Raw genomic sequence first — 22,781 nt, forward strand, 5'->3', positions numbered from 1 at the left:
GCCGACGAACCCGACCTTCACCTCGGGTGATCCATCATGGCCAGCGCGGCGTCGGCCGCATCGAGGACGGCGCCCCCACGAGCGGTGGCCGCCTCGGCGAGGTCGACGATCAGCCGCACATCCTTCTGCAGCAGCGTGCCTGCCAAACCGGCCAGCCGGTCCAGAGTGCCTTCGCCGCCTATGACATTGAGCGCGAAGCTGTTTCCACTGCCGCGGGATACGACTTCGACGAGCCGTTTCGGGGTGACGCCCAGGGACTGCGCCAGTGAAAGGGCGGTGGCCGCGGTGCCCAGGTTGGCGGTGAACAGCAAGTTGTTGAGCAGCTTGGTGGTTTGGCCGGTGCCCAGCTCGCCGAGGTGGACCACAGGATCGCCATAGGTTTCGAAGACCGGACGGCAGCGCTCGACGTCGTCGGTGTCGCCGCCGACCATCACCATCAGACGGCCCTCGGCGGCGGCCGGACCGCCGCCGCTCACCGGCGCATCGATTACCGAAGCGCCTTTATTGCCAACCCTTTTCGCCAGTGTTTTGCAGGTGTTGGGGTGCACGGTGCTGTGCACCGCGATCACGCTGTCGGGCTTGAGGCCGGCGAGCAGCCCGTGCTCGCCGTTGGCGATCTCCTCGATGTCGGCCTCGCCGACCACGCAGAGGCAGACCAGATCGCTGGCCGCGGCGAGTTCGGCAGGTGATGACGCGATTTCCGCCGAGGTGTCGGCGAACGGCTCGACCGACGCGGGTCGGCGCGCCCACAGCGTGGTCGCGAAGCCGCCATCGATGATCCGCCGGGCCATGGGGCCGCCCTGACTACCCAACCCGATGAATCCCACCTTCATCCGGCAGCCTCTTCGCCCGCCGAACGCGCGGCCACACACTCGTCGGCGAACCCAAGGACCACCGCGTGGTAATCCGCGGCGGTGTGGCCGAGGCTGATGTTGTGGCCCGCCTCGAGTTGCCGGTGCAGGCCGAAGCGCGGCGCCGAGGAGAACATCGCGGTGATCTCTTGTACGGCCGAATCGTCAGTCTGCCAGACCTTTTCGTGCTCGGCGATGCTGAAGTGCACCGGCACCCGCACGGCCGGCGCCAGCGTCGGGAAGGTTTGACGGGCCCAGTCCGACACCATCTGGTCCTCGTAGGACGGAGCCGTCGGGGAAACGGTGACTCCGGTCAGGATCTCCGGCGGATACAAGTGTTCCGGATGCCATAACAGCTCGCGCAGCCCGGACGGCCGGCGCTCTCGCGTTGCCGTCTTGAGCATTTCGCGCGCCGCGGGGTGATAGTGCCGGCCGGTGCCGGCCAATTCGATGCCGAGCAGATCGGCGCCGCGCTCGTCGGCGGCCATCCGCATCGTCAGCTCGCAGCCACCCGAATGACCCATTACGAACAGGCCTGCGCCGCTTGGTCGTTCGCCGATAATGCGCTCGACCGCACCGTACGCCAGGTTGACGCGTTGTTCGCCCTCGACCATCGCCTCGGGATACGGCGCCGAACTGCCGTAGCCGGGGCGGTCGAGCGCGACCACGGTGAATCCCGCTGCAGCGCCGGTGCGTAACAGCGAATACGACGGATGGCCCGGACAGTCGAAATAGACGGCGGTGGTGCCGCCGCCGTGGATGGCCACGATCACGGCCTTGGGGTCGGGCGCTTCGCAGACCACCGCCGACATCGGCACCCCGTCGACGATCACCAACCGGGGACGCGGAGTCGGCTGGCTGCTCATGTGTCGGCCCGGAGCAGCAGCACGCCACTGGGAGTGAGGCCGCCGCTGCTGACCACGCCGACCCGCGCACCGGCGACCTGGCGATCGCCCGCCTCGCCACGCAACTGGCTGACGGCCTCATGCAAGAGGCCCATCCCGTGGGTGCGGCCGTGCGACAGTTGGCCGCCGTGCGTGTTGAGCGGCAGCTGGCCGTCACGGGCGATGTTCTTGCCGCCGTCCAGAAAGTCTTTGGCTTCACCGATCCCGCAGAAGCCCAGCGCCTCGATCCACGACAGGCAGTTGAAGGTGAAGCCGTCGTACAGCTCGGCGACGTCGACGTCTTCGGGTCGCAACGAGGTGCGGGTCCACACGTGCGCGGCCTGGCCGAGCACCTGCGGCTCGTGGGTCAGCGTGCTCTGGTCCCAGTCGAGCCGCTCGACGATCTGCGTTCCGACCGCTTCCACGAGGACGGGCGGCTTGGGCATATCGCGGGCGGCATCGACGGCCGAGACGATCACGGCGATCGCGCCGTCGCAGGGCACGTCACAGTCGTACAGGCCGAACGGCGTGGTGATGGGGCGGGCGGTCAGGTAGTCGTCCATCGTCATCGGGGTCCGGTAGATGGCCGTCGGGTTGAGTTCGGCGTTGGCGCGCTGGTTCAACGCGATCCAGCCCAGGGTCTCTTTGGTGGTGCCGTACCGGTGGAAGTGGCGCTGCGCGTTCATCGCCAGCGTGTGCGCCGCCGAGGTGGCGCCGAATGGCATCTGCCAGCCCGACATCCGGCCCATCGAGGGGGCGATCTTGCCCTGCTTCATCAGCTCGCCGTGGGTGGCTTCCCACAGCGTCCGGAAGCACAGCACGTGGCGCGCCAGGCCGCAGGCGATCGCCAGCATCGCTGAGATCACCGAACCGCCGGGGCCGAACGTCTCCATGGTGCCGTTGTGCCACGCCGGCCGGATTCCCAGCGCGGCCTCCAGCGCGGTGACCCCGCCTTCCCCCATGCCCGCGACGTTGATCGGGCCCGGGTAGGTCGACAGGCCGTCGATGTCGGCGAAGGTGAGGCCGGCGTCAGCGATCGCCGCCTCGCACGCGTCGATGGTGAGCGACAGCGGCGGCACCATCAACCGCCGCCCGACTTGCGACATGCCGATCCCGGTGAGGGCGGCCTTGTCCTCGAATTTCTCCCGGGTGAGCATCGGCTGGATGTGCTCGGCGAAGCGTTCCGGCGCGATCTCGTCGGCGGGCAGGGGAGCGGACTTGGCGTCCGGCAACGGCCGGAACAGGGGGAACCACACGTCCTCGACCTGCTCGAAGGCGACTTCGACCTGTTGGCCGAGTTCGAGTCCGTCGGGGTCGCACTCCACGATGTTGGTGGTCAATCGGACGCGGGGGTCTTCGGTGATCGCCACCTGCGCGATGACGTAGGGCGCCACCAGTCCGGGCAGGCTGAACCGCTCGTTGATGGTGAACCCGGCCAGTGTCGCGCGGCCGGAGACGGCGCGTACGGCGATGTCGCGCGAGCGGCAGTACCGGCACACCGGCGCGGGCGGGTGGATCAGCGCGTTGCACGCCTGGCACTCCTGCAGTCGCAACTTGCCGTCGGCACCGGAGGTCCAGAAGAACTCGTTCTCTTCCGTGACCAGGGGCAATGGGCGGCCCGGTGCTGCTGACACGTCACCTCCGGGAGTCGCACGGCCGGCCTGGTAGGGCCATTATGCAGATTGGAGAATTACGTTATCAGCCTAGACAGGCACGATCCAGACGCGTTGCAGTGCTGGTGCTGCATGTCAGGCGAGGGTGGGGCTCCCGCCGTCAGTACGGCACCCAGGCGCCGTCGAAGAAGGCACCCCATTGGTGAAAGCCGACGTGCCACATCGGGACGTTCGGTGACCACCAAGGCCGTGGCGGCGGGGGCGGCACATCCGGTCCGGCGAATGACGGTGCGTAGGGCGGCGGGGGTGTGTACCACGCCGGCGGTGCCTGTGGCGGTTTGCACACGCCGGTCGCCTGATTCCACGACATGTTGGAATCGCACTGCGCCGAGCTGATACCCGGCGTCGCGATCACAGCGCCCGCCATCGCCGCGAAGACGACCGCGCCGGCGGCGGACATACGACGAACAAACCACATCATGATGCGCCTCCTATTGGGCATCCCAACCTTGCTTCGTCCCAGTTTATTTCGTAGACAACGCCACGACCAGCTAACAACGTCCGAGGGCGGCTCCACATCGAGCCCGACCACCCGTGCCATTTCCGATCTTCCGGGGGTTATGCTCCCAACAACATATCAAGTACTTCACATTGCTCCTCGTCATGATTGGAGGGCTTGTTGCTCGACGCGGAGAAGGTTCTGATCACCGGGGCGACGGGCAAGATCGCGTTCCCCATCGCGCGTGCCCTGGCCGCGGCGGGAAACGAGGTATGGGGTGCCGCTCGCCTGAAAGACCCCGCGGACCGCGAAAAACTTGTCGGCGCCGGCGTCTTGCCCGTCGCGCTGGACGTCAGCACCGGCGACTTCTCCGGTCTCCCTGACGATTTCAGCTACGTCTTCCACGCGGCGGTGGATCCCGGCACCGACGACTGGAATCGCTGCATCGAAACGAACGCGCAGATGTCCGGTGAATTGCTCCACCACTGCCGGTCCGCCAAGGGATTCGTCTTCTGCTCCACCGGCTCGATCTACGCCTACCAGGGACAACGCCCACTGACCGAATCCGATCCGCCGGGAGTGCCGCTGCGGGCGAACTACAGCATGTCCAAGGTTGCGGCCGAGGCGGTTTGCACGTGGATCGCCAAGCACTATCGGATCCCGCTCACCATCATCCGAATCTGTTCGACGTATGGACCCCAGGGCGGTGCCCCAGCCGATCGTCTCGATGCGATGCTGGCGGGCAAGCCGATTCGGCTCTATCCCGACAAGCCCAACAATTACAACCCCATCTACGAAGACGACTACGTAGAGCTCGGCGTCCGCGCCATGGAAGTCGCCGCGGTGCCGCCCGTGGTGGTGAACTGGGCCGGCAGTGAGACGGTCAGCGTCGAGGATTACTGCACGTTCGTGGGTGAGCTGGTCGGCGTCGAGCCGATCTTCGAATACACGGCCGAGGCGCACACGCCGTTATGGCCGGATGTCACCCACATGCACGACGTGCTCGGCCGCACTAAGGTGCACTGGCGCGACGGCTTCCGGCGCATGGTCGCGGCGCGCCACCCGGAAATATCGCTGCCCCAGCATGATTCGACGAGATCGTAAGGACGTACGCGATGCAGCTTCCCGGCACGCCATCCGACGAGGTCGCCGAGGTTCTCGCCGCCGGGCGGGGAGAGATCACCACGCTGTTCGTCTCCATGGCGACTCGCCATCCCGACGGAACCGACGCCGAATACCTGCGCTGGCACACGCTTGACCACCGGCCGGAGCAACATCGGCTAGCCGCGGTGCGCGCCTCGTTGCGGCTGGTGTCCACACCGGCCTGCCGCTCCGCGCGTGCGGTCAGCGGTGGACCGTTGGACGCGGTCGACCACGTGATGACGTACTTCTTCACCGACGCGGCAGGACTTCAGAACTTCAACGAATTATCCACGGCCCTAGGCAATGCCGGCCGCAAACTCTCGTTGCTGCCGCCGGTGGAGCGCGGCGTGTACGACGTCGGCAGCCGTGCGGCCGCGCCCCGGGTCAAGGTCGGGTCGGATGTGCTTCCCTGGCTGCCGGTGCGAGGTGCGTACGTGGTGGTCGAGCGGGGATCGGCAGCGGTGAACCCGCTTGTCGAGGTCGACGGCGTCGCCGGCGTCTGGTCCGCATTGTCGCGCCAGGTTGACGCCAATCTGGCTAGCGCTCAAGGGAATCAGTCGATCACCTATTGCTTTCTCGACGACGACCCGGTTGCGACCGCACAACGACTTCGGCCGGTGCTCGCGGCGCGTTGGGCCGAGCCAGGCATCGAACCACTTTTTGCCGCACCATTTTTCGCGGTGGTTCCGTACGAATGGGATCGATATGTCCCGTAGCCAGTGGGCCGCATGCGCGTCGGCTTGATGGTCGGCTCCGACAAGGAGCGCGCGCGTGCCGACCGGCTGTCCGGGCTCATCGGCGATGCTGTCGCGGCCGAAAGCGACGGTTTCGCCTCGTACTGGATGCCTCAGGTGCCCGGCTACCTCGATGCGATGACCGCCGTGACGCTGATCGGGCAGGCAACCGATCGCATCGAAATCGGAACGGCGGTCGTTCCGATTCAGACCCGCCATCCGATGATCATGGCGCAACAAGCCTTGACCACCCAGATCGCCTGCCGCGGGCGGTTCACCCTCGGCATCGGGCCGTCGCATCATTGGATCGTCAACGGTCAACTCGGATTGGACTACGCGCGCCCGGCGCGCTTGATCGGCGACTACCTCGACGTGCTCGTGGCGTCGTTCGTCGGACCGGGGACGGTCGACGTCGACAATGACAGCTATCACGTCCACTCGCCGGTGGATGTCACCGACACCTGCCAGGTTCCAATTCTGTTGTCCGCGTTGGGGCCGACGATGCTGCGACTCGCGGGCGAACGAGCCGGCGGCACCGTGCTCTGGATGGCGGACGAGCGCGCGATCGGCGACCACGTCGTCCCGCACATCACCGAGGCGGCGACCCGCACCGGGCGGCCCGCGCCACGGATCGTCGCCGGAGTTCCCGTCGCACTGTGCGCCAACGACGAGGCAGACGCCGCCCGCGCCTACGCCAGCGAGGTGCTCGGGCACGCCGACTTCTCGCCGAACTATGTGCGGGTGCTGGAACACGGTGACGCGCAGGACGTCGGCGACACCATGGCGGCGGGCGACGAGTCGGCGATCCTGGCCCGGCTGCGCCGCTACCGCGACGCGGGTGCTACCGATCTGGCGGCGCGAATTGTCCCGTTGGGCAAGGACGCGACGCAACGGACCGAATCACGACGTCGGACCCAGGAGTTTCTCGGGTCACTGTGTCCCGCGCTGTGATCAGCGCGTCGGTAGACCGAGCACTCGCGCCGCGATGATATTGCGCTGAATCTCCGACGTGCCGCCAGCGATGGTGCCCGCGTAACTGCTGATGTAACGGGTGAACCAGCTGGCGGTAAACACGTTGGGCGCGTGGGGGTTATAGGGTGCCGTGAGTGTCGTGTCGCGCAATCCGTCGACGCCCGCGCCGTCCAGCGCATGCCGGAGTGCGTTTTGTTCGGCCTCCGAACCGAAGACCTTCAGCACGGACAGGCCCGCCACGTCGACGTCACCGCGAGCCGCCCGCCCCAGCGCCCTCGAGCCGAGCAGCCGCAGCGCGCAATAGTCCATCGCGATGGTGGCGTAGTGGTCTGCGTTCACCTGGTCCGCCGGGCGGTAGTCCTCGAGAAGCTGCTCGAGCCGGTTCGCGAAGGCCATCCACATCAAGGTGCGCTCATGACCGAGTGAGCCGTTCGCGACCTGCCATCCGCCACCACGCGGCCCGACGAGATTTTCCGCGGGCACCCGGACGTCGTTGAAGAAGACCTCGTTGAAGTCCAGATCGTCGCGGTCGTAGACCGATGCGAAGGGACGGCACACCAGCCCGGGGGTATCGGTGGGAATCAGCACCGCACTGATTCCCTTGTGCCTCGGCGCGTTTGGATCGGTGCGAACGAACGTCAGGATGACGTCCGCGTCATGGGCGCCCGAGGTCCAGACCTTCTGCCCGTTGACCACGAAATGATCGCCGACCAACTCGGCCTTTGTCGAGAGCCCCGCCAGGTCGGAGCCGGCTCCCGGTTCGCTCATGCCCAATGACGCGGTCATGTCGGCACGCAGAATCGGTACCGCCCAGTGCTGCTTTTGCTCGTCGGTCCCGAAGGACAGCAGCGACGCCGCGATGATGCCGACGCCTTGGGGATTGAAGCAGTGGTAGATCCGGCGCCGCGACAGCTCCTCGCGATGCACGAATTGCTGCAGGATGTTCGCGTTGCGCCCGCCGAATTCGGGCGGATTTCCGGGCAGCAGCCAGCCGTGGTCGAACTGGAGCCGCTGCCAGCGGCGCGACCATTCGGGTACGTGCGATGTCGAGGTAGGTCGTTCCGCGGCCTGCGCCTGCGTCGGCAGATGCTCGTCGAGAAAGGCGACAAACTCCGCGCGGAAGGCTTCAACCTCGGCGTCAAAGGTGAGTTGCATTAATGCTACGAATCAGGGCCGGGAAGCTCAACGCGCGAATCCCCGTTGGGCTTCCTCTCATTCGTGACGATGGGCAACGGGTGGCCCGGCGCTGCTGACACGTCACCTCCGGGAGTCGAACGGCCGATTTGGTAGGGCCGTTATAAAAAACCGAGAATTACGTTATCACCTGCGATCAGGCACGATCTAGACCGAGCCGTCGAAGCCAAGGTCATCAACCGCGAAGGTGGATCATTGTCCGAATACGTCGCCGATGAGCAGTTCCAGGTGGTCCGGTTGCGGGACGGTCGGCGACTGAGTTACGCCGAATACGGCGATCCGAGCGGTTTTCCGGTACTCAACGCGCACGGCGGGCTGGCCTGCCGTCTCGACGTCGCAGCCGCGGCGCCAGTCGCGAACTTGTGCGGGATTCGTCTCATTTCCCCCGATCGACCGGGCGTCGGGCGGTCGGACCCGCAACCGGGCCGAACCATCCTGGATTGGGCGCGCGACATCACCGAATTACTCGACGGGCTCGATATCGCCCGATTCGCCGTGATGGGCTGGTCTCTGGGTGGACAGTACGCCGCGGCAGTGAGTTATGCTCTGCCGCAGCGGGTTACGCGCGGTGCAATCATCGCCGGGGCTGTGCCGTTGACCGAACCCGGGGTGATCGATGGTCTGCCGAGCATCGATCACACCTACATCCGCATGTCTTGTCGTGCGCCGTGGGCGGCGCGGCTGGTCTTTCGTGCGATGGGTCTAGCCGCCGTATGCGCCCCGCGACTCTATGGCCGGGTTGCCGCACGCGAACTCGGACAGGCCGACGCGGCGGTGTTGAGGGCAGACGGTTACCCGACCTTCGCACACATGTCGCGAGAGGCGCTGAGACAACCGCAAGGCGTCGTCGAGGAGTACCGAACCATGGTGCGCCCGTGGGGCTTTGCGCCCGAGGACATCCACGTCCCAGTGGACATCTGGGCCGGGACGGACGACAAACTGCTGGACCCGTCGTGGCCCGGCGAACTCGCCCGTCGCATACCGGACGCAACGTTGTATCAGCGACCCGGCGGACACTTCCTCGCCCACCTGTACTACCGGGACATCTTCACGTCGCTACGCGGGTGATGAGACGTTCAGCGCGTGAAGCCCCATTCGGCTTCATTCTCTTCGGTTTTGAGATGCTCGGCCGGATCGTCTGCGTCGGTGAGCGGCGGCTCAGGGGCGCGGAATCTGCGCTCGCCGAGCTCGGTGATCGCGTGCACCGGGCAGTCCAGCAGCGCCCGCATGACCGCGTCACGATCCGCTTCGGCGACGGTGCCATCCCCGATCAGGGCCGCATATCCCCAGTCGTCCAGCGAGAAGTATCCGGGCGCGTGCTTGGCGCAGACGCCGAAGCCGTCGCAAATGGTGCGGTCCAGGCGGATTTTCATGCGTGCCTCACAACTTCCGCCTCATACGGTCGGTCGGCGCGGAATGCGCCCCCGGCGCAATCCGGGCAGGTGCCGTCGAGATGCGCGGTGACTTCGGCCGGGAATTGGTCGAGCAGGCTGGCGGCGATATTGGTGGCGGCATCCAGCGTCGCGCAGGCCCCGCGTCCGCGCAGCAGCACCGACCAGCGGCGCAACCGGTCGACGTCTTCTTTCGTCGCGGCGCCGTCGCGCAGGGCCCCGGCGGCGGCAGCCATCGCCGCCGTCCCGTTGAAGCACGACCCGCACTGCCCGGCATTTTCGCGATCGAAGTAGGCCAGCACCGCCGCCGCGACCGCGACGGGGCAATCGTCGGTGATCACCGAGACTGCACCACAGCCCAGACCGCTGCCGAGGCGCCGCATCGTTTCGTGGTCGAGCGAGGTCTGCAGCACGGTGCGGTTGAGCAGGCCGGCGAAATACCCACCCATCAGCGCTCCACGTACCTGCTCTGGGGAAATACCGTGCAGGGCAAGCAATTCAGTGAAAGCCAAACCGTGGGGTAGCTCGTAAAGGACCGGCGGTTTGCCGCCACCGGTGATGGTGGCCAAAAACGTGCCCGGCGACAGCGACGTGCCCTGCGACCGGAACTCCGACGAGCCGTGACCCTGTAGGTAGGGCAGATTGGCCAGCGTCTCGACATTGCTGACCAACGTGGGCCGATCATCGACACCGGCCTCGAAGGGGCGCGGCGGCTTATCGGTCGGCTTGGCCGGGCCGCCGTTGATCGCCCGAACCGCGGCGGTCTCCTCACCGGCCACATACCCGGGCGCCACCGTCAGTACGTGGACCGTGACGCCTAGCGTGTCGGAATCGAGCTCGCCGAGCGCGGTTTCGACGCTGTGCGCCGACTCCGGGTCGGACACATACACGTAGGCGCGGTCCGCGGCCACGATCGCGGCGGCCAGTCGAAGCCCATCCAAGACCAGGTGTGGGCGATTGCGCAGCAGCCAGCGGTCCTTGACCGAAGCCGGTTCTCCCTCTTCGCCATTCGCGACGACGACGGGGCCAGCGGTGTCCGCGATCAGACGCCCGTTGTCGCGCACTGTCCGCAGCTTCACCACGAGGGGAAAGGCGGCGCCGCCGCGGCCGACGAGTCCGCTGGATTCGACTTCGCTCAGCAATGCCTCGGCGTCGGCGAGCGGGCGGTAGCCGCCGAGCCGTCGATAGGCCACGAGGTCCTCGCGGCCTTGTTCAATGAGCAGCCGCGGTGTGCACCCGGGAAGGGTGGCGGTGGTGATGGTCGTGGACTGGGTGGTGTTCAAAGCTGGCCTGCCATCGTCTTAGTTAGGCTTGCGCCCATGCGAACTGCCGTGGTGCGTGTCAACGTCGACCCGGAAAGCGTGCTCACGCCCGCACAACTAGGTGAGGGCATGGCAGCGCTCCTCGAACTCGCGGCGCAGGCCGGCGCGGGCGTGGTCGAGAACGACCTGGGGTCCATGCCCAAAAGCCGCCGTGAAGTCGAAGTGCTCGTCGCGGCCGAAGACGGCGACACGGCCAAAGAAACTGCGATAGGTTGGTGCGCCAAGGTATTCAGCGTCACCCCGGTCCCGGGCGTGATCACGTTTGTCAGCCGCGGAACCGATGACGACGCCCACGGCGTGCTCTCCGCGTTCGGCCTCACCGGTGACATCGTGCGCACCCCCGGCGACGAAGGATTCGACGTCGTCTACGTGACGCTGCGGGAGGCGGACCTCGAACGCATTCCGGAAAGCCGAGTCCACACGGCGCTGGAAGCGTCGCTCAATTGCGAAGTCCACATTCGCGTCGTGTAGCGCCATTACGAGCCCAGGAACTCGAGAATCGCGGGTGCCGCCTGCACCCAAGTGTCGAACATGTTGAAGTGCTTGACCCGGCCCGCCGCGCGGTCCTCGGACGCACGCTCCCAGGCGTCCTCGGGCCACGGCGGGTCGATCAGCTTCGATCCCTTGATCAGGCAGCTGACTTCCAGCGACGTCCGCTTGGGGTGATCCATGTCGTTCTCGCCGCCACGAATGATCAACGTGGGAACCTTTATCCGGTCGAACATTTCGTCCTCGACACCGGGAATCGTCTGCCCCGGCTTGGAAACGAATGCGTTGAGCCAGCGCAGCATGATCTTGAGGAAGTCGGCGGATTCGAAGTCGAGGAACCGTTGCTTGTTGGCGGGGTTCTCCGCGATCCGGTCGCGCCATTCGGTCACCTGCACCACGCCGTCCATCCCGGTGCCGCGCACCGCGAGAATGCTCGGGATGATGTAGAAGGAGCCGAGCACGAAACTGCCGTAGATGCCGCCGACGATGTTCCACACAACGAGCTTGGTGACCATCTCGGGGTAGAGCATCGTCGTCAGCATGGAATCCCTTGCGCCGCCGGATCCTCCGGCGAGAATGCAGCGCTCGAAGCCCAGCCCGGTGACCAGCTTGTGCAGTGTCTCGGCGCGCATGTGCGACTCGCTTTGCCCGTAGAACTGGACATCGGAGGCCCCGCAGTTGGGCCGGTCCCACAGCAGCACCCGGTAGCCACCCGCGGCCAATGCTTCCGCGAGCGGACGCAAGCCTTCGATTTCCTTGCTGAACCGCCCGCCGGGCGTCAGGGCGATGAGATCACCTGAGTCACCGAGGATTTCGTAGACGACATTTCCCCCGTTGATCTCGATTGAAGGCACGCGTTTCTCCTGTAGTTAGGCCTGGACCAGAACGTCGTTGCCGACGACACGCACCGGATAGGTGCGGATACTCCACTCCGGCTTGACCGCGGTGGTGCCGGTCGCCAGCTCGAAACCCCATTGGTGCCAAGGGCAGTAGATGAACTCGAGGTCTCGCACCATCACCGCGTCGCCGGGCACGGTCTCGTCGACGATCGTCCGTCCGCGCGGGCGCCCCGAGCACAGCGGACCGCCCTCGTGTGGGCAGTAATTCGCGATGGCGTAGAAGGTGCCGTTGACGTTGTAGACACCGACGCCGTGACGTCCGATCGGTACCAGCTTGTGCTTGCCCGGCGGAATCTCGTCTACGGTGGCGACAACGTGCTCGCGGCCCTGGGCGAGACGTGGCTCGGGCCGTTTGGTTTCCTCCGTCAACTCAGAGCACCCGAGTCTGACCCTCGAGGACCGGGACGGTCTCGGGCAGGTGATAGGTCGCGATGCCGTTCTTGTACATGACCGCATCCCGGGCGTGCTTGGGCAGGTGCTTGACCAACCAGCGCGGGTCGTCGAACGTCCAGTGCGGGTAGTCCGAGGAGAAGAGCAGGATCTTCTCGCACTCCATCCATTCCAGCGCGCGGGTCAGCTCGGTCTTGTCTTCCGGGTAGTCCAGCGGCTGGGTGGTGAACTTGATGTGGTCCTTGACGTACTCCGAGGGCTTGCGCTTGATGTCCACCCACGACTTGCGTGCTTCGTAGATCGCGTCCATCCGCCACATCAGCGGCAGGATCCAGCTGAATGCGTGCTCGACGAAGACGATCCGCAGCGTCGGGAACCGGTCGAAGACGCCGTCGAAGATCAGGCTCATCACCTGGTTCGCGGCCAGCAGCGAGTAGGTCACCATGAAGTCGTGGTTGTAGCTGGGGAATCCGACCGGCGGGATCGGTAGCTCGTCGAACTGGCTGCGCGACAGGTGGCAGCTCACGGTGATGTCGTGCTTGGTGGCGGCCGCCCAGATCGGGTCGTATTTCGGGTTGCCCCAGGGCGGGCGCGGCTCGGCCTTGATCAAAATCTGCGCCATGTAGGGGTGCCCGGCCCATTTTTCGATCTCCCGCGCGGACTCTTCCGGCTCCTCGATGGCGGCGCAAATCGAACCGCGCCAGCGCTCGTGCCAGTTGTTGTGGCTGTCCAGCCAGTGATTGGCCTGCCAGTCGTTCAATGCGGCCGACATCGCGTGCTGCGCTTCGGGAATGCGAGCAGGATAGGCGGCGGGTTCCAGGATCGCGATGTCGGAGCCCGCCTCCATGATCAGCTGGCGAAACGCCATGTCCGGGTCGCTGCACGGGAATTCGCCGTTGGCGGGAAACGCGTCCACCCGCATCGCGTAGGAGTGCGCGTAGTCGGGCGCGTCGTAGTAGATCTGCTCGCCGATGGTGCGGGTGAGGAAATACTTGCTGCGCCAGGGCTCCGGGATATACGGGACCAGCTCGCCGCGCTTGGGCGCCGGGTGGACATCCGAATCTACGCATCGGACGGCTATGCGCTCGGTAGCGGGAACCCGCTCCTGCGAATGGGTCAACGTCATCTGGGGTCTCCTCAGTCTGCCGTGTTACTTCTACTGTGCGCCCACCCCGGCGGGGATGTCTATGCCGTAGAGCTGCGCCGCATTACGCCAGCACAACTTTTCGCGTTGTTCGGCGGACAGCGCGCCGGGCAGCTTGTTGATATCCCCGCATTGCCAGTGTGGGTAACTCGAGCCGAACATCACCATGTCGTCCTTGCCGGTGAAGCCGAACCACTCGCCGGCGAATTCGGTGTCACCGGGCCCGTCGAGGCTGCCCTGCACGAAATAGACGTGGCCGGGCAGGTAGTCGCTGGGGATCCGCGGCGCCCAGGGCGTCTGCTCGAGGTGCGGGCGGCCGAACGTGTCCATCCGCCAGATAAACGGTGTGATGAAGTCCGCGGCGCCGTCGCCCCAGACGAACTTGAGACCGTCGAAGCGCTCGAACACTCCCTCGGCGATCATGTTCATCAGGTGATACAGGTAGTTCAGCGCCATGAAGCTGACGTATTGCTCGTAGGTGCGGGTGTTCCCGTTCGGCGTCGGCGGGAAGGCGATGCCCGAGCCGACTTCGATGTGTGCGGCAACAGGCAGGCCGGCGTCGACCGCGGCTTCCCACAGCGGCCAGAACTGTGGTTTTCCGTAGACCTCGCGGGATTGCAGCGGAACGCCGATCTGAACCACCCGTGGATGACCGCGCCATTTCTCGATCTCGCGCAACGCACCGGAGATGTCGTCGGGGTTCACCCGGATGGTGCCGCGGAACCGCTCGCCGTACTGGCTGGACTCCAGCCAGTTGGACACCATCATCTCGTTGTGCGCGGCGTGCAGCGCGCTGCCCAGATGCCGGTCCGGCATGATGCCGCGGGCCGCCGGATGCAGGACCGCGATGTCGACGCCGCGCTTCGAAAAGAGCTCATGGCCAACGAATTCGGGATCCGAGCCGGGGTACTGGCCATCCGGGCCCTCGGTGTTGGGCGCGTACTCACCACCCGGGGCGCCGTACCAGTCCATCTCGTAGTCGGGGAACCCGCGACTCTTGAACGGCTCACGCAGGGTCTTCCGCAGCGCTTTGTTGGACGGGAAGAAAATGTGCACGCTCGCGTCGATCAGCGGCGTGCTCGTCCCGTCAGCGTGTTCGATCACGACAGCCACCCTTCGGTTCCGGTAGCCAAAGTGAGCCAAACCTGGTCATAAGATAGATAATCTAACATTCTCATAGGCTGTCGATCAATGAATTTCCGGTAAGCGTCTCGTTTAACGATATGCGCTGGTAGCCGCTGGTATTGCCACCATCAGAGCAATCGTCGTTCTTCAATCCGGATAATACCATTCTCGGCACTCGTGGGAAGGTGGCTGCCGCGCCGGCGCGATTGCCTCGCCGCGGCCGGGCCCGCTACCCGGGCGTTACAGAGTCGCCGAACAGTGTCACGCCGTCTAGCTGGCGTCGACGCCACCGACGACGACGCCGGCCGCCTTCTCGAACGGCTTGATGACCGCCGTGAAATCCGAGTCGGCGCCTTGGTCGAGCGCGGCCGCCTCCCAGAGCCGGCCGATGGTCTCGGCGACGTCGACCGGCACGCCCAGGGCCTCGGCTTCGTCAAGATAGAGCCGCACATCTTTGAGCATCAGACCGGTGGCAAAGCCGTAGTCGAAGGTGCGGGGCAACACCGCACGCGGAAACTTGTCCCGACTCGCGCTCGTTGCACCCGAGCCCGCGTTGAGAACTTCGACCATCACGGCCGGGTCGAGACCGGCCTTGACGCCCATCACGACGACCTCTGATGTCGCGACCAACACGTTGGCCGCCAGGATGTTGTTGGCGAGCTTCATCGTTTGCGCCGACCCGGCCTTCTCTCCGATGTAGTACGGGCGACCGATCGCCTCGAGTACGGGCTGTATGACCTCGAATTCGCGGCGCGGACCCGAGACCATGATGGTGAGCGCCCCTTTCTCCGCGCCACCCACTCCGCCACTGACCGGGCTGTCGAGAGCGGCGATGCCTCGTTGAGCCAGCAGGTCATGGATCTGCACGGCGGTCCGGCTGCCCACGGTCGACAGGTCGACGTAGCGCTTGACCCGCGAGCCCTCGATCACACCCGTGGCCCCGGTGGCGACCTCGAGCGACACCGCCGGTGTCGGGAGGCTGGCCAGCACCGTTTCCGCGCGGTCGGCGACGTCTTTCGCCGCTGACGCGGCGCGGCCCCCGAGCGAGACGATGCGTTCGAGGCTGGTGCTGCTGGTGTCGAAGGCGACGACGTCGTGACCGTCGCCGATCAGGCGACGCGCCATCGGAAAACCCATGTTTCCCAACCCGATAAAGCCGATATCGGTCACGACTGCGGGCTCTGGTCCAGTTCGGCGAACACCTCGCGGGCGATGCGGAAGCTGTCGACCGCGGCCGGAACGCCCGCGTAAATGGCCACTTGCAAGAAGACCTCGCAAATCTCTTCGCGGGTAACGCCGTTGGTCAGCGCGCCCTTGATATGTGTCCGTAATTCATTCGGCCGATTGAGGATTGGGATCATCGCCAGGTTGAGCATGCTGCGCGTCTTGAGGGGCAGCCCGTCGCGGCCCCATACCCCGCCCCAGCAGTATTCGGTGACGAGATCTTGCAGGGGCTTGGTGAATTCGTCGGCGTCGGCCAGCGCCCGGTTGACGTACTCCTCGCCAAGTACCGCGGAGCGGATTTCAAGCCCGCGCTGGTATGTTTCGCGATCCAATGGTCTTCTCCTTTATGTCCGGGCCCTGCGCATCACAAACGGACGACGACGGTCTTGGTTGCGGTGAACATGTCGAGGGCTTCATAGCCCTTCTCGCGGCCGTATCCGGATTTCTTGAAACCCCCGAACGGCAATTCGACCCCGCCGCCGGCGCCGTAGGTATTGATGTAGACCTGGCCCGCCCGGATGTCGGCGGCGAGCCGGTGCGCGCGGGATAGGTCGTTGGTCCACACCGCGCCCAGCAACCCATAATCGGTCCCGTTGGCCAAGCCGATAGCCTCCTCCTCGCTGACGAACCTGTTCACGGTGAGCACCGGGCCGAAGATCTCCTCTTGGGCGATGGTCTCGGCGGGATCGACATCGGTGATCACCGTGGGGGCAAAGTATGCCCCGTCCGTCAACTTAGGATCCTGCGGTGGCTCACCGCCACAAAGGATTTCGCCCTTGACGTTGCCGGCAACCATCGTTTCCACCCGTTGTTGTTGTTTGCGGGAGACCAGCGGCCCGAGATCGGGGTCCTCGAGTCCCGGCCCGATCGTCGCCAACTGCAGCCGCCGGCAAACCATTTCGAGCAACGCGTCGTGAATGGACTCGTGTACCAGCAGACGCGATCCGGCCGAGCATGTTTGACCGGCGTTCTGCAGTATCGCCTTCGCGATCGATTCCGCCGCGCGTTCCAAATGTGCGTCGGGGAAAACGATCTGCGGGGACTTTCCACCCAACTCCAAAATCGTGGGTACGACTCGGTCGGCCGCGGCGTGGGCGATCGACGAACCGATCTGGGTGGATCCGACAAAACCCACGTGGTCGACGCCCGCGTGTGCCGCCAGAGCGGCCCCGGCTTCGGCGCCGATCCCGGTCACCACGTTGAACACCCCGGACGGCAAGCCGGCTTCAATTGCCAGTCGCGCTAATTCGACTGCGGTGCGCGGTGTTTCATCGGCGGGCTTGGCGATGGAGCAATTGCCCACGGCGATCGCGGGGGCCACGGCGCGGGCCAGCAACTGCATCGGGTAGTTCCAGGCGACGATGTGCCCGGTGACGCCGAACGGCTCCCGCCGCGTGTAGACGTGCAGATCCGTTGACAGTGGGATGGTTTGGCCGTAGTACGAGTCGATGGCGTGGCCGTAGAAGCGGAAGTAACGCGCGGCGACGGCGGCATCGGCACGCGCCTGGGTCAGGGGCTTTCCGGTGTCCTCGCTTTCGATCCGGGCCAACCGCTCTTGGTTGTCACCGATCAGATCGGCGATCCGCGTCAAGAGCGTCGCCCGCGCCTCCGGCGCGGTGTCCCGCCAGCTTTTCGATGCCGCCGCGGCGGCCCCGACGGCGCGATCGACCTCGTCGGCGCCGCCGCGCGCAACCGATCCGAGGGAGCGTCCGGTGGCCGGGTCGATGTTGTCGTAGCAGTCCTTCGAGGGCACTGATTCGCCGTCGATGAATGACTCAGTGATGGTCACGGTTGATCCCTTGACTTCGTTCGGCGTGCCGACGGTTAGCTAGACGCTAGTGAATAGTTGCATCAGAAGGCCCGGGCCGAAAGGGAGTGACCATGGCGGGAGCCAGCAGCGACGTCTGGGAAGTGATGTCGACGGCCCGGACGATCCGGCGCTTCACCGACGAGCCGGTCGACGACTTCACACTCGCGCAGTGCCTGGAAGCGGCGAGGTGGGCCCCGTCGGGCGCCAACGCGCAAGGCTGGCGTTTCGTCGTGCTGCGCTCACCCGAGCAGCGGGCCGTCGTGGCCAAGGCTGCTGCCCACGCCCTGGAAGTGATCGAGCCGGTCTACGGAATGAGCCGGCCCGCCGACGACGACAACAGCCGGCGCGCTCGTACCTACCGTGCGACCTACGAATTGCATGACCGGGCGGGCGAATTCACGTCGGTCTTGTTCGCGCAGCAGCACTTCCCGACGGCATCCGAGCTGCTGCTGGGCGGATCGATCTTTCCCGCCATGCAGAACTTCCTACTGGCCGCGCGCGCCCAGGGCCTTGGGGCCTGCATGACCAGCTGGGCCTCCTATGGCGGCGAGCAGCTGCTGCGGGAAGCCGTCGGGGTACCCGACGGCTGGTTGGTCGCCGGCCACATCGTGGTCGGGTGGCCCGAGGGCAAGCACGGCCCACTTCGTCGCCGCCCGCTCGCCGAGTTCGTCAATCTCGACCGTTGGGACGAGTCCGCCAGCAGCCTTTTTGCAGCTCCTGCGAGCCCACCGGCAAACTAAGCCACCGCGCCTCGGTTAACGCACGCCGATACGTCATACGCCGAATTCGAGATTATTACTTCCGGAAGGGAGAATGGTATTCTCGCGAGGGCGGTGACGACAGGAGGCGGCCTCGATGCTGTTGGAGTTCGATGCTGATCAGCGACTGTGGCAGGACACGGTGCGAGACGCCCTTGCAAAGCAATGCCCGCCCTCGCTGGTGCGGAGCGTGGCCGAGGATGGCGTAGACCCGAGCCCGCTGTGGAAGTCGTATGTCGACCAGGGCTGGACCGAGCTGCACGAATCGGACAGCGCGGTGGAGCTGGCCATCGTGCTCGAAGAGCTAGGCCGCGCAACCGATCCCACGCCGTTCCTGGCGACGATGAGCCAGTTCGCACCGCTTGTCGCGGACCGATTCGACCCACACCAGTCGGGCACCGCGGTGTACAGCGGGGTCGCGGCGCACCGTGACGCCGAGAGCTGGGTGCTGGCTGGAACGGCACGCCACGTCCTGGACGGTGACCGCGCGGACCGGCTGGCGGTCGTGACCGACGCGGGCGTGTTCCTCGTCGCATCCAGTCAGGTCTCGGCCCGGCGCGCGTCGGTGTTCGACCCGGTGCTGCACGTCGCCGACCTGTCGTTCGCCGAGGTCCGGGTGCCCGACAGCGAGCGGCTGACCGTCGACGCGGAACGCGCTCATCATCTTGCGCTGACGGGCATGGCCATCACGATGGTCGGCGCCTGCCAGCGCATCCTCGACCTGGTGCTCGAGCACGTCAAAAGCCGCCAACAGTTCGGTGTGGCGATTGGCTCCTTCCAGGCCGTGCAGCACAAGGCCGCCGACATGCACGTCGCGGTGGAACGCGCTCGCGCGCTGGCCTACTTCGCCGCGCTGACGATCGCCGCCGACGATCCGCGCCGCCGGCTGGCGGCCGCGATGGCGAAGGCGTCGGCGGGGGAGTGCCAGTCGGTGGTTTTCCGGCACGGTCTGCAGCTGCACGGCGCGATGGGCTTCACCTGGGAGAACGACTTGCAGTTCGCCCTGAAACGGGCCAAGGCGGGCGAGCTTATGCTCGGCGGTGCTGCCGAGCACCGCGCACGCATCGCGGAGGAATACCGTGCAGCTGACTTTTGATTCCGACGTCGAGGAGTTCCGGGCGGAGTTCTCGGCGTTCCTGGACGAAAACCTGCCTCCCGCAAGCGAAACACTCGAGCGTCCCCGCTCGGTCTCGCACATGCCGCAGTGGGCACGCGACTGGCAGCGGCTGCTGTTCGACAACGGCTGGCTGCTGCCCAGCCAACCGCCGGAATTCGGCGGACGCAATGCGACGGTCCTTCAACAGTTCGTCTACATGCAGGAACTCAGCCGCCGCCGGATCTACCACAGCTTCAACCCGCAGGGCGTGAATATCGTTGGCGCCTCACTGTTGTCGTTCGGCAGCGACGAGCAGAAGCGACGCTGGGCGGTGCCGATCCTGCGCGGCGAGATCACCGCGTCGCTCGGCATGAGCGAACCCAGCGCCGGCTCCGATCTGGCGTCGCTGCGTACTCGCGCGGTGCTGGACGGCGATGATTTCGTTGTCAACGGACAGAAGGTGTGGACCTCCGGCGCCCACGATGCCGACGTCTTGTTGACGTTCGTCCGTACCAATCCAGATGTGCCGAAGCACAAGGGAATCAGCGTGCTGATCATCCCAACCGACACGCCGGGTCTGGTGCGCCGGCCGTTCCCGTCGATCGTCGCGGCCGACGATCTGGACTTCAACGAGGTGTTCTTCACCGACGTGCGGGTGCCGGTGGAGAACCTGGTCGGAGAGGTCGACCAGGGTTGGAAGGTGGCCAACGGGTCGCTCGGACACGAGCGCACGATGATGTGGCTGGGCTTCGCGGATCGAATCGACAACATGATCGACGACTTCCGCCCCGGCACCGAGGTCGAGCGCGACCAGTACGCTTCCACGATCATGGACCGACAGGCGCTGCGCTTGCTTGGGTCGGCGGCCTTGGCCCGCGCCTCGCGCGGCGAGGACGACGTGGCCGCTATCTCGGTGCTCAAACTGCTCGGGTCCGAGGCCGAGTTGCGTGGGATGGACCTCGCGTTCACGGCCGCGGGATCGGACGGACTCGTCCATCCCGGCCAGACCGGTCCCTACGCGCACATGAACCTCGACCACTACTTCGCCAGCTGGTTCGAGCGTTATGCGCGAAGCTTTTCCGGCACCATCGCCGGCGGTACCTCCGAGATTCAGCGCAACATCATCGCTCAGCGTGTACTCGGTTTACCGCGCTAGTTGACTAGCTCCACTCGCGAGCAGAGGCGCCCGCTAGACCGGGTCGAATTTGGTGATCAGCCAGTTGCCATTGACCCTGGCCATACTCACCAACACGCTGCTGGAAGCCATCGCGGGGTCCGGATTGTCCTTGCTCGTGGTGCTCTGGTCGACCAACACCAGCACGACGGCCGAATCCGGATGCAATTCCTGAACGGCGGCCCCCAACACCCGAGCATTGGTTTTCAGTGACTTCTGTTTGGCCGCCGGAGCCACGATCTGTTCGGTGAACTGGTTGTAGTACGAAAGGAAGTCGCCAGAGAGGTGCGACTTGGCCGCGGCGAAGTCTTTGTCGAGTGAATCGGGCGAGTAGGACAGCAGCGCGACCGTTCCGTCGGACGCCGCACTGGCGACCGCGCTCGCGACGCTGGCGTCGGTCTGTTTGTCGGGCCGGTACTGCTTGAAGTACAGCCACGCCGCCGCGCCACCGGATACGAGCAGGAGCAAAATCAGAACAACGGGGACGACTTTCACCCTGCGCCGCGCCGGTGGCTCGCTAGGTCCACTGACTTCCGTCTCGTCGGAAGATTCGTCGACGGCGTCGGTGCTGCTGTCGTCGTCGGTCACGGAACGAACTCCAGCTTCGACATCTTGTATTGCCCACCCTCTTCGGTGACGGTCACCTTGAGTCGCCAGTTGCGCCGTTCGTCTTTGGCGCCCGCGGCGTTGGTGATCTGCGATGACGCGGCGACGAGTACCAACGCGGAATTCCCGTCGATGGATTGCACGGCTGCCGCATTCACAGTTCCCTGGGTAACGACCTTGGACTGCTCGACGACGGTCGTGAAATCTTTTGCGCGCTGCTGGAGATCGTCCTTGAACTGGCCGGTAGAGCTGTCGATTACCCGCTGAACATCCTCCTTGCTCCTGTTGAAGTCCAGGGAAAACATGTTGACGACACCTTGTCTGGCGCCCGCGACGAAGTTCGCGGTGCGCTGGTTGCGCTCGGTGATTTCATTACGTTGCCACACCATGTATCCGCTGGCCCCGACGAATGCGCAGATGAGGACGATCACGGCCGCTTTCCACGTCACGGACAACGACGGCAACCGCTGCCGCCGAGAGCGGGCCGACTTGGATTCCGATTCTGCGTCTTCGGCCGTTTCGTCGGAGACTTCTTCTTCTTCTTCTTCTTCTTCTTCTTCTGTTGCTGCTGCAGTCTCGGCTTCTTCGGAGCCGGTTACGTCGGCGTCGGCGTCGGTTACGTCCTCGCCGGTTTCGGCTGTCGCCTCGCCGGTGTCGGTTACGTCCTCGCCGGCGTCGGCGTCGGTTTCGTCCTCGCCGGTTTCGGCTGTCGCCTCGTCGGTGTCGGTTGCGTCCTCAACGGCACCCGCGGCTTCTTCGGTGGTTTCAGCGGTCTCAGCCTCTGTCTCATCCTGGGCTTGCACTTCGCGCCGGAGTCGGGCGGCACGGGCGCGGGCACGCGCCGCGGCCGCCAGTGCTTCGGCTTCGGCGGCTTCCGCCTCGGCTTCCGCGATCAATGCCAAAGTGTCGGCTTTCGACTTGGCCGGATCTTGCGGCGGCTTCTTCGCCTCAGCCATCGTGCTTACTCCCCGTCGCCCTCACCAGCGACTGACTCCCGTACGTCTCACGCGGCTACCATCGCACGAGCGAGAACTGGTAACTGTTGGTGCCCCCTGGCCCGCCACCGCAGCCCGTGTTGAATGTCGAGTCGACCTGACCCGCCAGCGTCACCGCATCCCACGAATAAACGTCATGCGAGGGAAAGAACTGGACCACGCAGCGCACACCGAAGGGATCGTCCACGGCCATGGTGTAGCGGCCGTTCGACAGGTGAGCATCGGCCTTCCATGGGGCTGCTTGCCCGTTGGGTTGCGGAGTCGCGTAGACGTTCATGCAGCCGGGCACTTTAGGAGTGCACGGGTTAAGCGACCAAATCCAACTGTGGCCGGTATCCCGGTTTGTATCCACTCTGTAGTTGCCAAACAGCGTGTCCGCGTGGGCGGTCGGCATGACGGCCAGCGCCGCCGTGGCAAGCGCAAGGCTTACTGCGAAAGTCTTCACCCGAGCGTCTCCCATCTCTGCAC

At 65.5% G+C, this 22,781-nt stretch carries 25 protein-coding genes; 8 read left to right on the plus strand and 17 right to left on the minus strand.

From position 1 onward, the window contains the following. Window positions 1-17: 17 nt before the first annotated feature. From LMQ14_RS04225 to LMQ14_RS04240, 4 genes are all read right to left on the minus strand, one after another. A complete protein-coding gene (locus LMQ14_RS04225) occupies window positions 18-833 on the minus strand; it encodes an NAD(P)-dependent oxidoreductase (RefSeq protein ID WP_267733583.1) in 816 nt (271 codons plus the stop codon). Further along, entirely contained in the window at window positions 830-1,717 is an 888-nt protein-coding gene (locus tag LMQ14_RS04230) for an alpha/beta hydrolase (RefSeq protein ID WP_267733584.1), read from the minus strand. Before LMQ14_RS04230 ends, LMQ14_RS04225 begins: the two co-directional genes overlap by 4 nt. After that, window positions 1,714-3,369 carry a thiolase C-terminal domain-containing protein gene (locus LMQ14_RS04235; RefSeq protein ID WP_267733585.1) on the minus strand — a complete coding sequence of 552 codons (1,656 nt, stop codon included), beginning with the start codon at window positions 3,367-3,369 and terminating at the stop codon, window positions 1,714-1,716. Before LMQ14_RS04235 ends, LMQ14_RS04230 begins: the two co-directional genes overlap by 4 nt. Before the next feature lie 139 nt (window positions 3,370-3,508). Then, the gene (locus tag LMQ14_RS04240; protein ID WP_267733586.1) at window positions 3,509-3,829 is read right to left on the minus strand and encodes a hypothetical protein; all 321 of its coding nucleotides are present in this window, start codon (window positions 3,827-3,829) and stop codon (window positions 3,509-3,511) included. Window positions 3,830-4,027: 198 nt separating this feature from the next. Between LMQ14_RS04240 and LMQ14_RS04245 the strand changes: the two genes are divergently transcribed. The 3 genes from LMQ14_RS04245 to LMQ14_RS04255 are packed head-to-tail and all read left to right on the plus strand — an operon-like array spanning window position 4,028 to window position 6,675. Continuing rightward, the gene (locus LMQ14_RS04245; protein WP_267735339.1) at window positions 4,028-4,951 is read left to right on the plus strand and encodes an NAD-dependent epimerase/dehydratase family protein; all 924 of its coding nucleotides are present in this window, start codon (window positions 4,028-4,030) and stop codon (window positions 4,949-4,951) included. A gap of 11 nt (window positions 4,952-4,962) precedes the next feature. Continuing rightward, window positions 4,963-5,706: a hypothetical protein gene (locus LMQ14_RS04250; protein WP_267733587.1), complete on the plus strand. Its 744-nt coding sequence runs from the start codon at window positions 4,963-4,965 to the stop codon at window positions 5,704-5,706. Window positions 5,707-5,718: 12 nt separating this feature from the next. Then, complete coding sequence (locus LMQ14_RS04255; protein ID WP_267733588.1) at window positions 5,719-6,675, plus strand: LLM class F420-dependent oxidoreductase; 957 nt, start codon at window positions 5,719-5,721, stop codon at window positions 6,673-6,675. On the opposite strand, the gene LMQ14_RS04260 is transcribed toward LMQ14_RS04255, so the two are convergent. Continuing rightward, complete coding sequence (locus LMQ14_RS04260; RefSeq protein WP_267733589.1) at window positions 6,676-7,851, minus strand: acyl-CoA dehydrogenase family protein; 1,176 nt, start codon at window positions 7,849-7,851, stop codon at window positions 6,676-6,678. 234 nt (window positions 7,852-8,085) lie between these two features. Here LMQ14_RS04260 and LMQ14_RS04265 point away from each other — a divergent pair, with 234 nt between their 5' ends. Continuing rightward, the gene (locus LMQ14_RS04265; RefSeq protein WP_267733590.1) at window positions 8,086-8,958 is read left to right on the plus strand and encodes an alpha/beta fold hydrolase; all 873 of its coding nucleotides are present in this window, start codon (window positions 8,086-8,088) and stop codon (window positions 8,956-8,958) included. Window positions 8,959-8,966: 8 nt separating this feature from the next. Here the strand turns inward: LMQ14_RS04265 and LMQ14_RS04270 are convergent, their stop codons facing one another. Beyond that, window positions 8,967-9,263 carry a ferredoxin gene (locus LMQ14_RS04270; protein WP_267733591.1) on the minus strand — a complete coding sequence of 99 codons (297 nt, stop codon included), beginning with the start codon at window positions 9,261-9,263 and terminating at the stop codon, window positions 8,967-8,969. Beyond that, window positions 9,260-10,564 (minus strand): NADH-ubiquinone oxidoreductase-F iron-sulfur binding region domain-containing protein, encoded by a 1,305-nt coding sequence (locus LMQ14_RS04275; RefSeq protein ID WP_267733592.1) that lies wholly within the window; start codon window positions 10,562-10,564, stop codon window positions 9,260-9,262. Before LMQ14_RS04275 ends, LMQ14_RS04270 begins: the two co-directional genes overlap by 4 nt. A 36-nt stretch (window positions 10,565-10,600) precedes the next feature. Here LMQ14_RS04275 and LMQ14_RS04280 point away from each other — a divergent pair, with 36 nt between their 5' ends. Next, window positions 10,601-11,074 carry a hypothetical protein gene (locus LMQ14_RS04280; RefSeq protein ID WP_267733593.1) on the plus strand — a complete coding sequence of 158 codons (474 nt, stop codon included), beginning with the start codon at window positions 10,601-10,603 and terminating at the stop codon, window positions 11,072-11,074. 5 nt (window positions 11,075-11,079) lie between these two features. Here LMQ14_RS04280 and LMQ14_RS04285 read toward each other — a convergent pair whose 3' ends face one another. From LMQ14_RS04285 to LMQ14_RS04315, 7 genes are all read right to left on the minus strand, one after another. Continuing rightward, window positions 11,080-11,946, minus strand: a complete 867-nt coding sequence (locus LMQ14_RS04285) for an alpha/beta fold hydrolase (protein ID WP_267733594.1) — start codon at window positions 11,944-11,946, stop codon at window positions 11,080-11,082. Between the two features lie 15 nt (window positions 11,947-11,961). Beyond that, the gene (locus LMQ14_RS04290; RefSeq protein WP_267733595.1) at window positions 11,962-12,360 is read right to left on the minus strand and encodes a Rieske (2Fe-2S) protein; all 399 of its coding nucleotides are present in this window, start codon (window positions 12,358-12,360) and stop codon (window positions 11,962-11,964) included. Window position 12,361: 1 nt separating this feature from the next. After that, the gene (locus tag LMQ14_RS04295; RefSeq protein WP_267733596.1) at window positions 12,362-13,507 is read right to left on the minus strand and encodes an amidohydrolase family protein; all 1,146 of its coding nucleotides are present in this window, start codon (window positions 13,505-13,507) and stop codon (window positions 12,362-12,364) included. 30 nt (window positions 13,508-13,537) lie between these two features. After that, window positions 13,538-14,629, minus strand: coding sequence for an amidohydrolase family protein (locus LMQ14_RS04300; protein ID WP_267733597.1), 1,092 nt, complete (start codon window positions 14,627-14,629; stop codon window positions 13,538-13,540). A gap of 291 nt (window positions 14,630-14,920) precedes the next feature. Next, the gene (locus tag LMQ14_RS04305) at window positions 14,921-15,820 is read right to left on the minus strand and encodes an NAD(P)-dependent oxidoreductase (protein WP_267733598.1); all 900 of its coding nucleotides are present in this window, start codon (window positions 15,818-15,820) and stop codon (window positions 14,921-14,923) included. After that, on the minus strand, window positions 15,817-16,206 hold the full coding sequence (locus tag LMQ14_RS04310) for a carboxymuconolactone decarboxylase family protein (RefSeq protein WP_267733599.1): 390 nt from the start codon (window positions 16,204-16,206) through the stop codon (window positions 15,817-15,819). The genes LMQ14_RS04305 and LMQ14_RS04310 overlap by 4 nt, the downstream gene beginning before the upstream one ends. A 32-nt stretch (window positions 16,207-16,238) precedes the next feature. Continuing rightward, entirely contained in the window at window positions 16,239-17,663 is a 1,425-nt protein-coding gene (locus tag LMQ14_RS04315; RefSeq protein WP_267733600.1) for an aldehyde dehydrogenase family protein, read from the minus strand. Window positions 17,664-17,755: 92 nt separating this feature from the next. On the opposite strand from LMQ14_RS04315, the gene LMQ14_RS04320 reads away from it, so the two are divergent. The 3 genes from LMQ14_RS04320 to LMQ14_RS04330 all read left to right on the plus strand — a co-directional run bounded on the left by LMQ14_RS04320 (window position 17,756) and on the right by LMQ14_RS04330 (window position 20,694). Next, window positions 17,756-18,424, plus strand: coding sequence for a nitroreductase family protein (locus LMQ14_RS04320; RefSeq protein WP_267733601.1), 669 nt, complete (start codon window positions 17,756-17,758; stop codon window positions 18,422-18,424). A gap of 115 nt (window positions 18,425-18,539) precedes the next feature. After that, window positions 18,540-19,538: an acyl-CoA dehydrogenase family protein gene (locus LMQ14_RS04325; protein WP_267733602.1), complete on the plus strand. Its 999-nt coding sequence runs from the start codon at window positions 18,540-18,542 to the stop codon at window positions 19,536-19,538. After that, window positions 19,522-20,694 carry an acyl-CoA dehydrogenase family protein gene (locus tag LMQ14_RS04330; RefSeq protein ID WP_267733603.1) on the plus strand — a complete coding sequence of 391 codons (1,173 nt, stop codon included), beginning with the start codon at window positions 19,522-19,524 and terminating at the stop codon, window positions 20,692-20,694. The genes LMQ14_RS04325 and LMQ14_RS04330 overlap by 17 nt, the downstream gene beginning before the upstream one ends. Window positions 20,695-20,727: 33 nt before the next feature. Here LMQ14_RS04330 and LMQ14_RS04335 read toward each other — a convergent pair whose 3' ends face one another. Genes LMQ14_RS04335 through LMQ14_RS04345 form a run of 3 tightly spaced genes read right to left on the minus strand, consistent with a single transcriptional unit; the run spans window position 20,728 to window position 22,773 of the window. After that, window positions 20,728-21,300, minus strand: coding sequence for a hypothetical protein (locus LMQ14_RS04335; RefSeq protein WP_267733604.1), 573 nt, complete (start codon window positions 21,298-21,300; stop codon window positions 20,728-20,730). Then, window positions 21,297-22,274, minus strand: coding sequence for a hypothetical protein (locus LMQ14_RS04340; protein ID WP_267733605.1), 978 nt, complete (start codon window positions 22,272-22,274; stop codon window positions 21,297-21,299). Before LMQ14_RS04340 ends, LMQ14_RS04335 begins: the two co-directional genes overlap by 4 nt. A 55-nt stretch (window positions 22,275-22,329) precedes the next feature. Next, a complete protein-coding gene (locus tag LMQ14_RS04345) occupies window positions 22,330-22,773 on the minus strand; it encodes a hypothetical protein (RefSeq protein ID WP_267733606.1) in 444 nt (147 codons plus the stop codon). Between the last annotated feature and the right edge of the window lie 8 nt (window positions 22,774-22,781).

It is taken from the genome of Mycobacterium sp. Aquia_213 (assembly GCF_026625985.1).
Taxonomy (GTDB): Bacteria; Actinomycetota; Actinomycetes; order Mycobacteriales; family Mycobacteriaceae; genus Mycobacterium.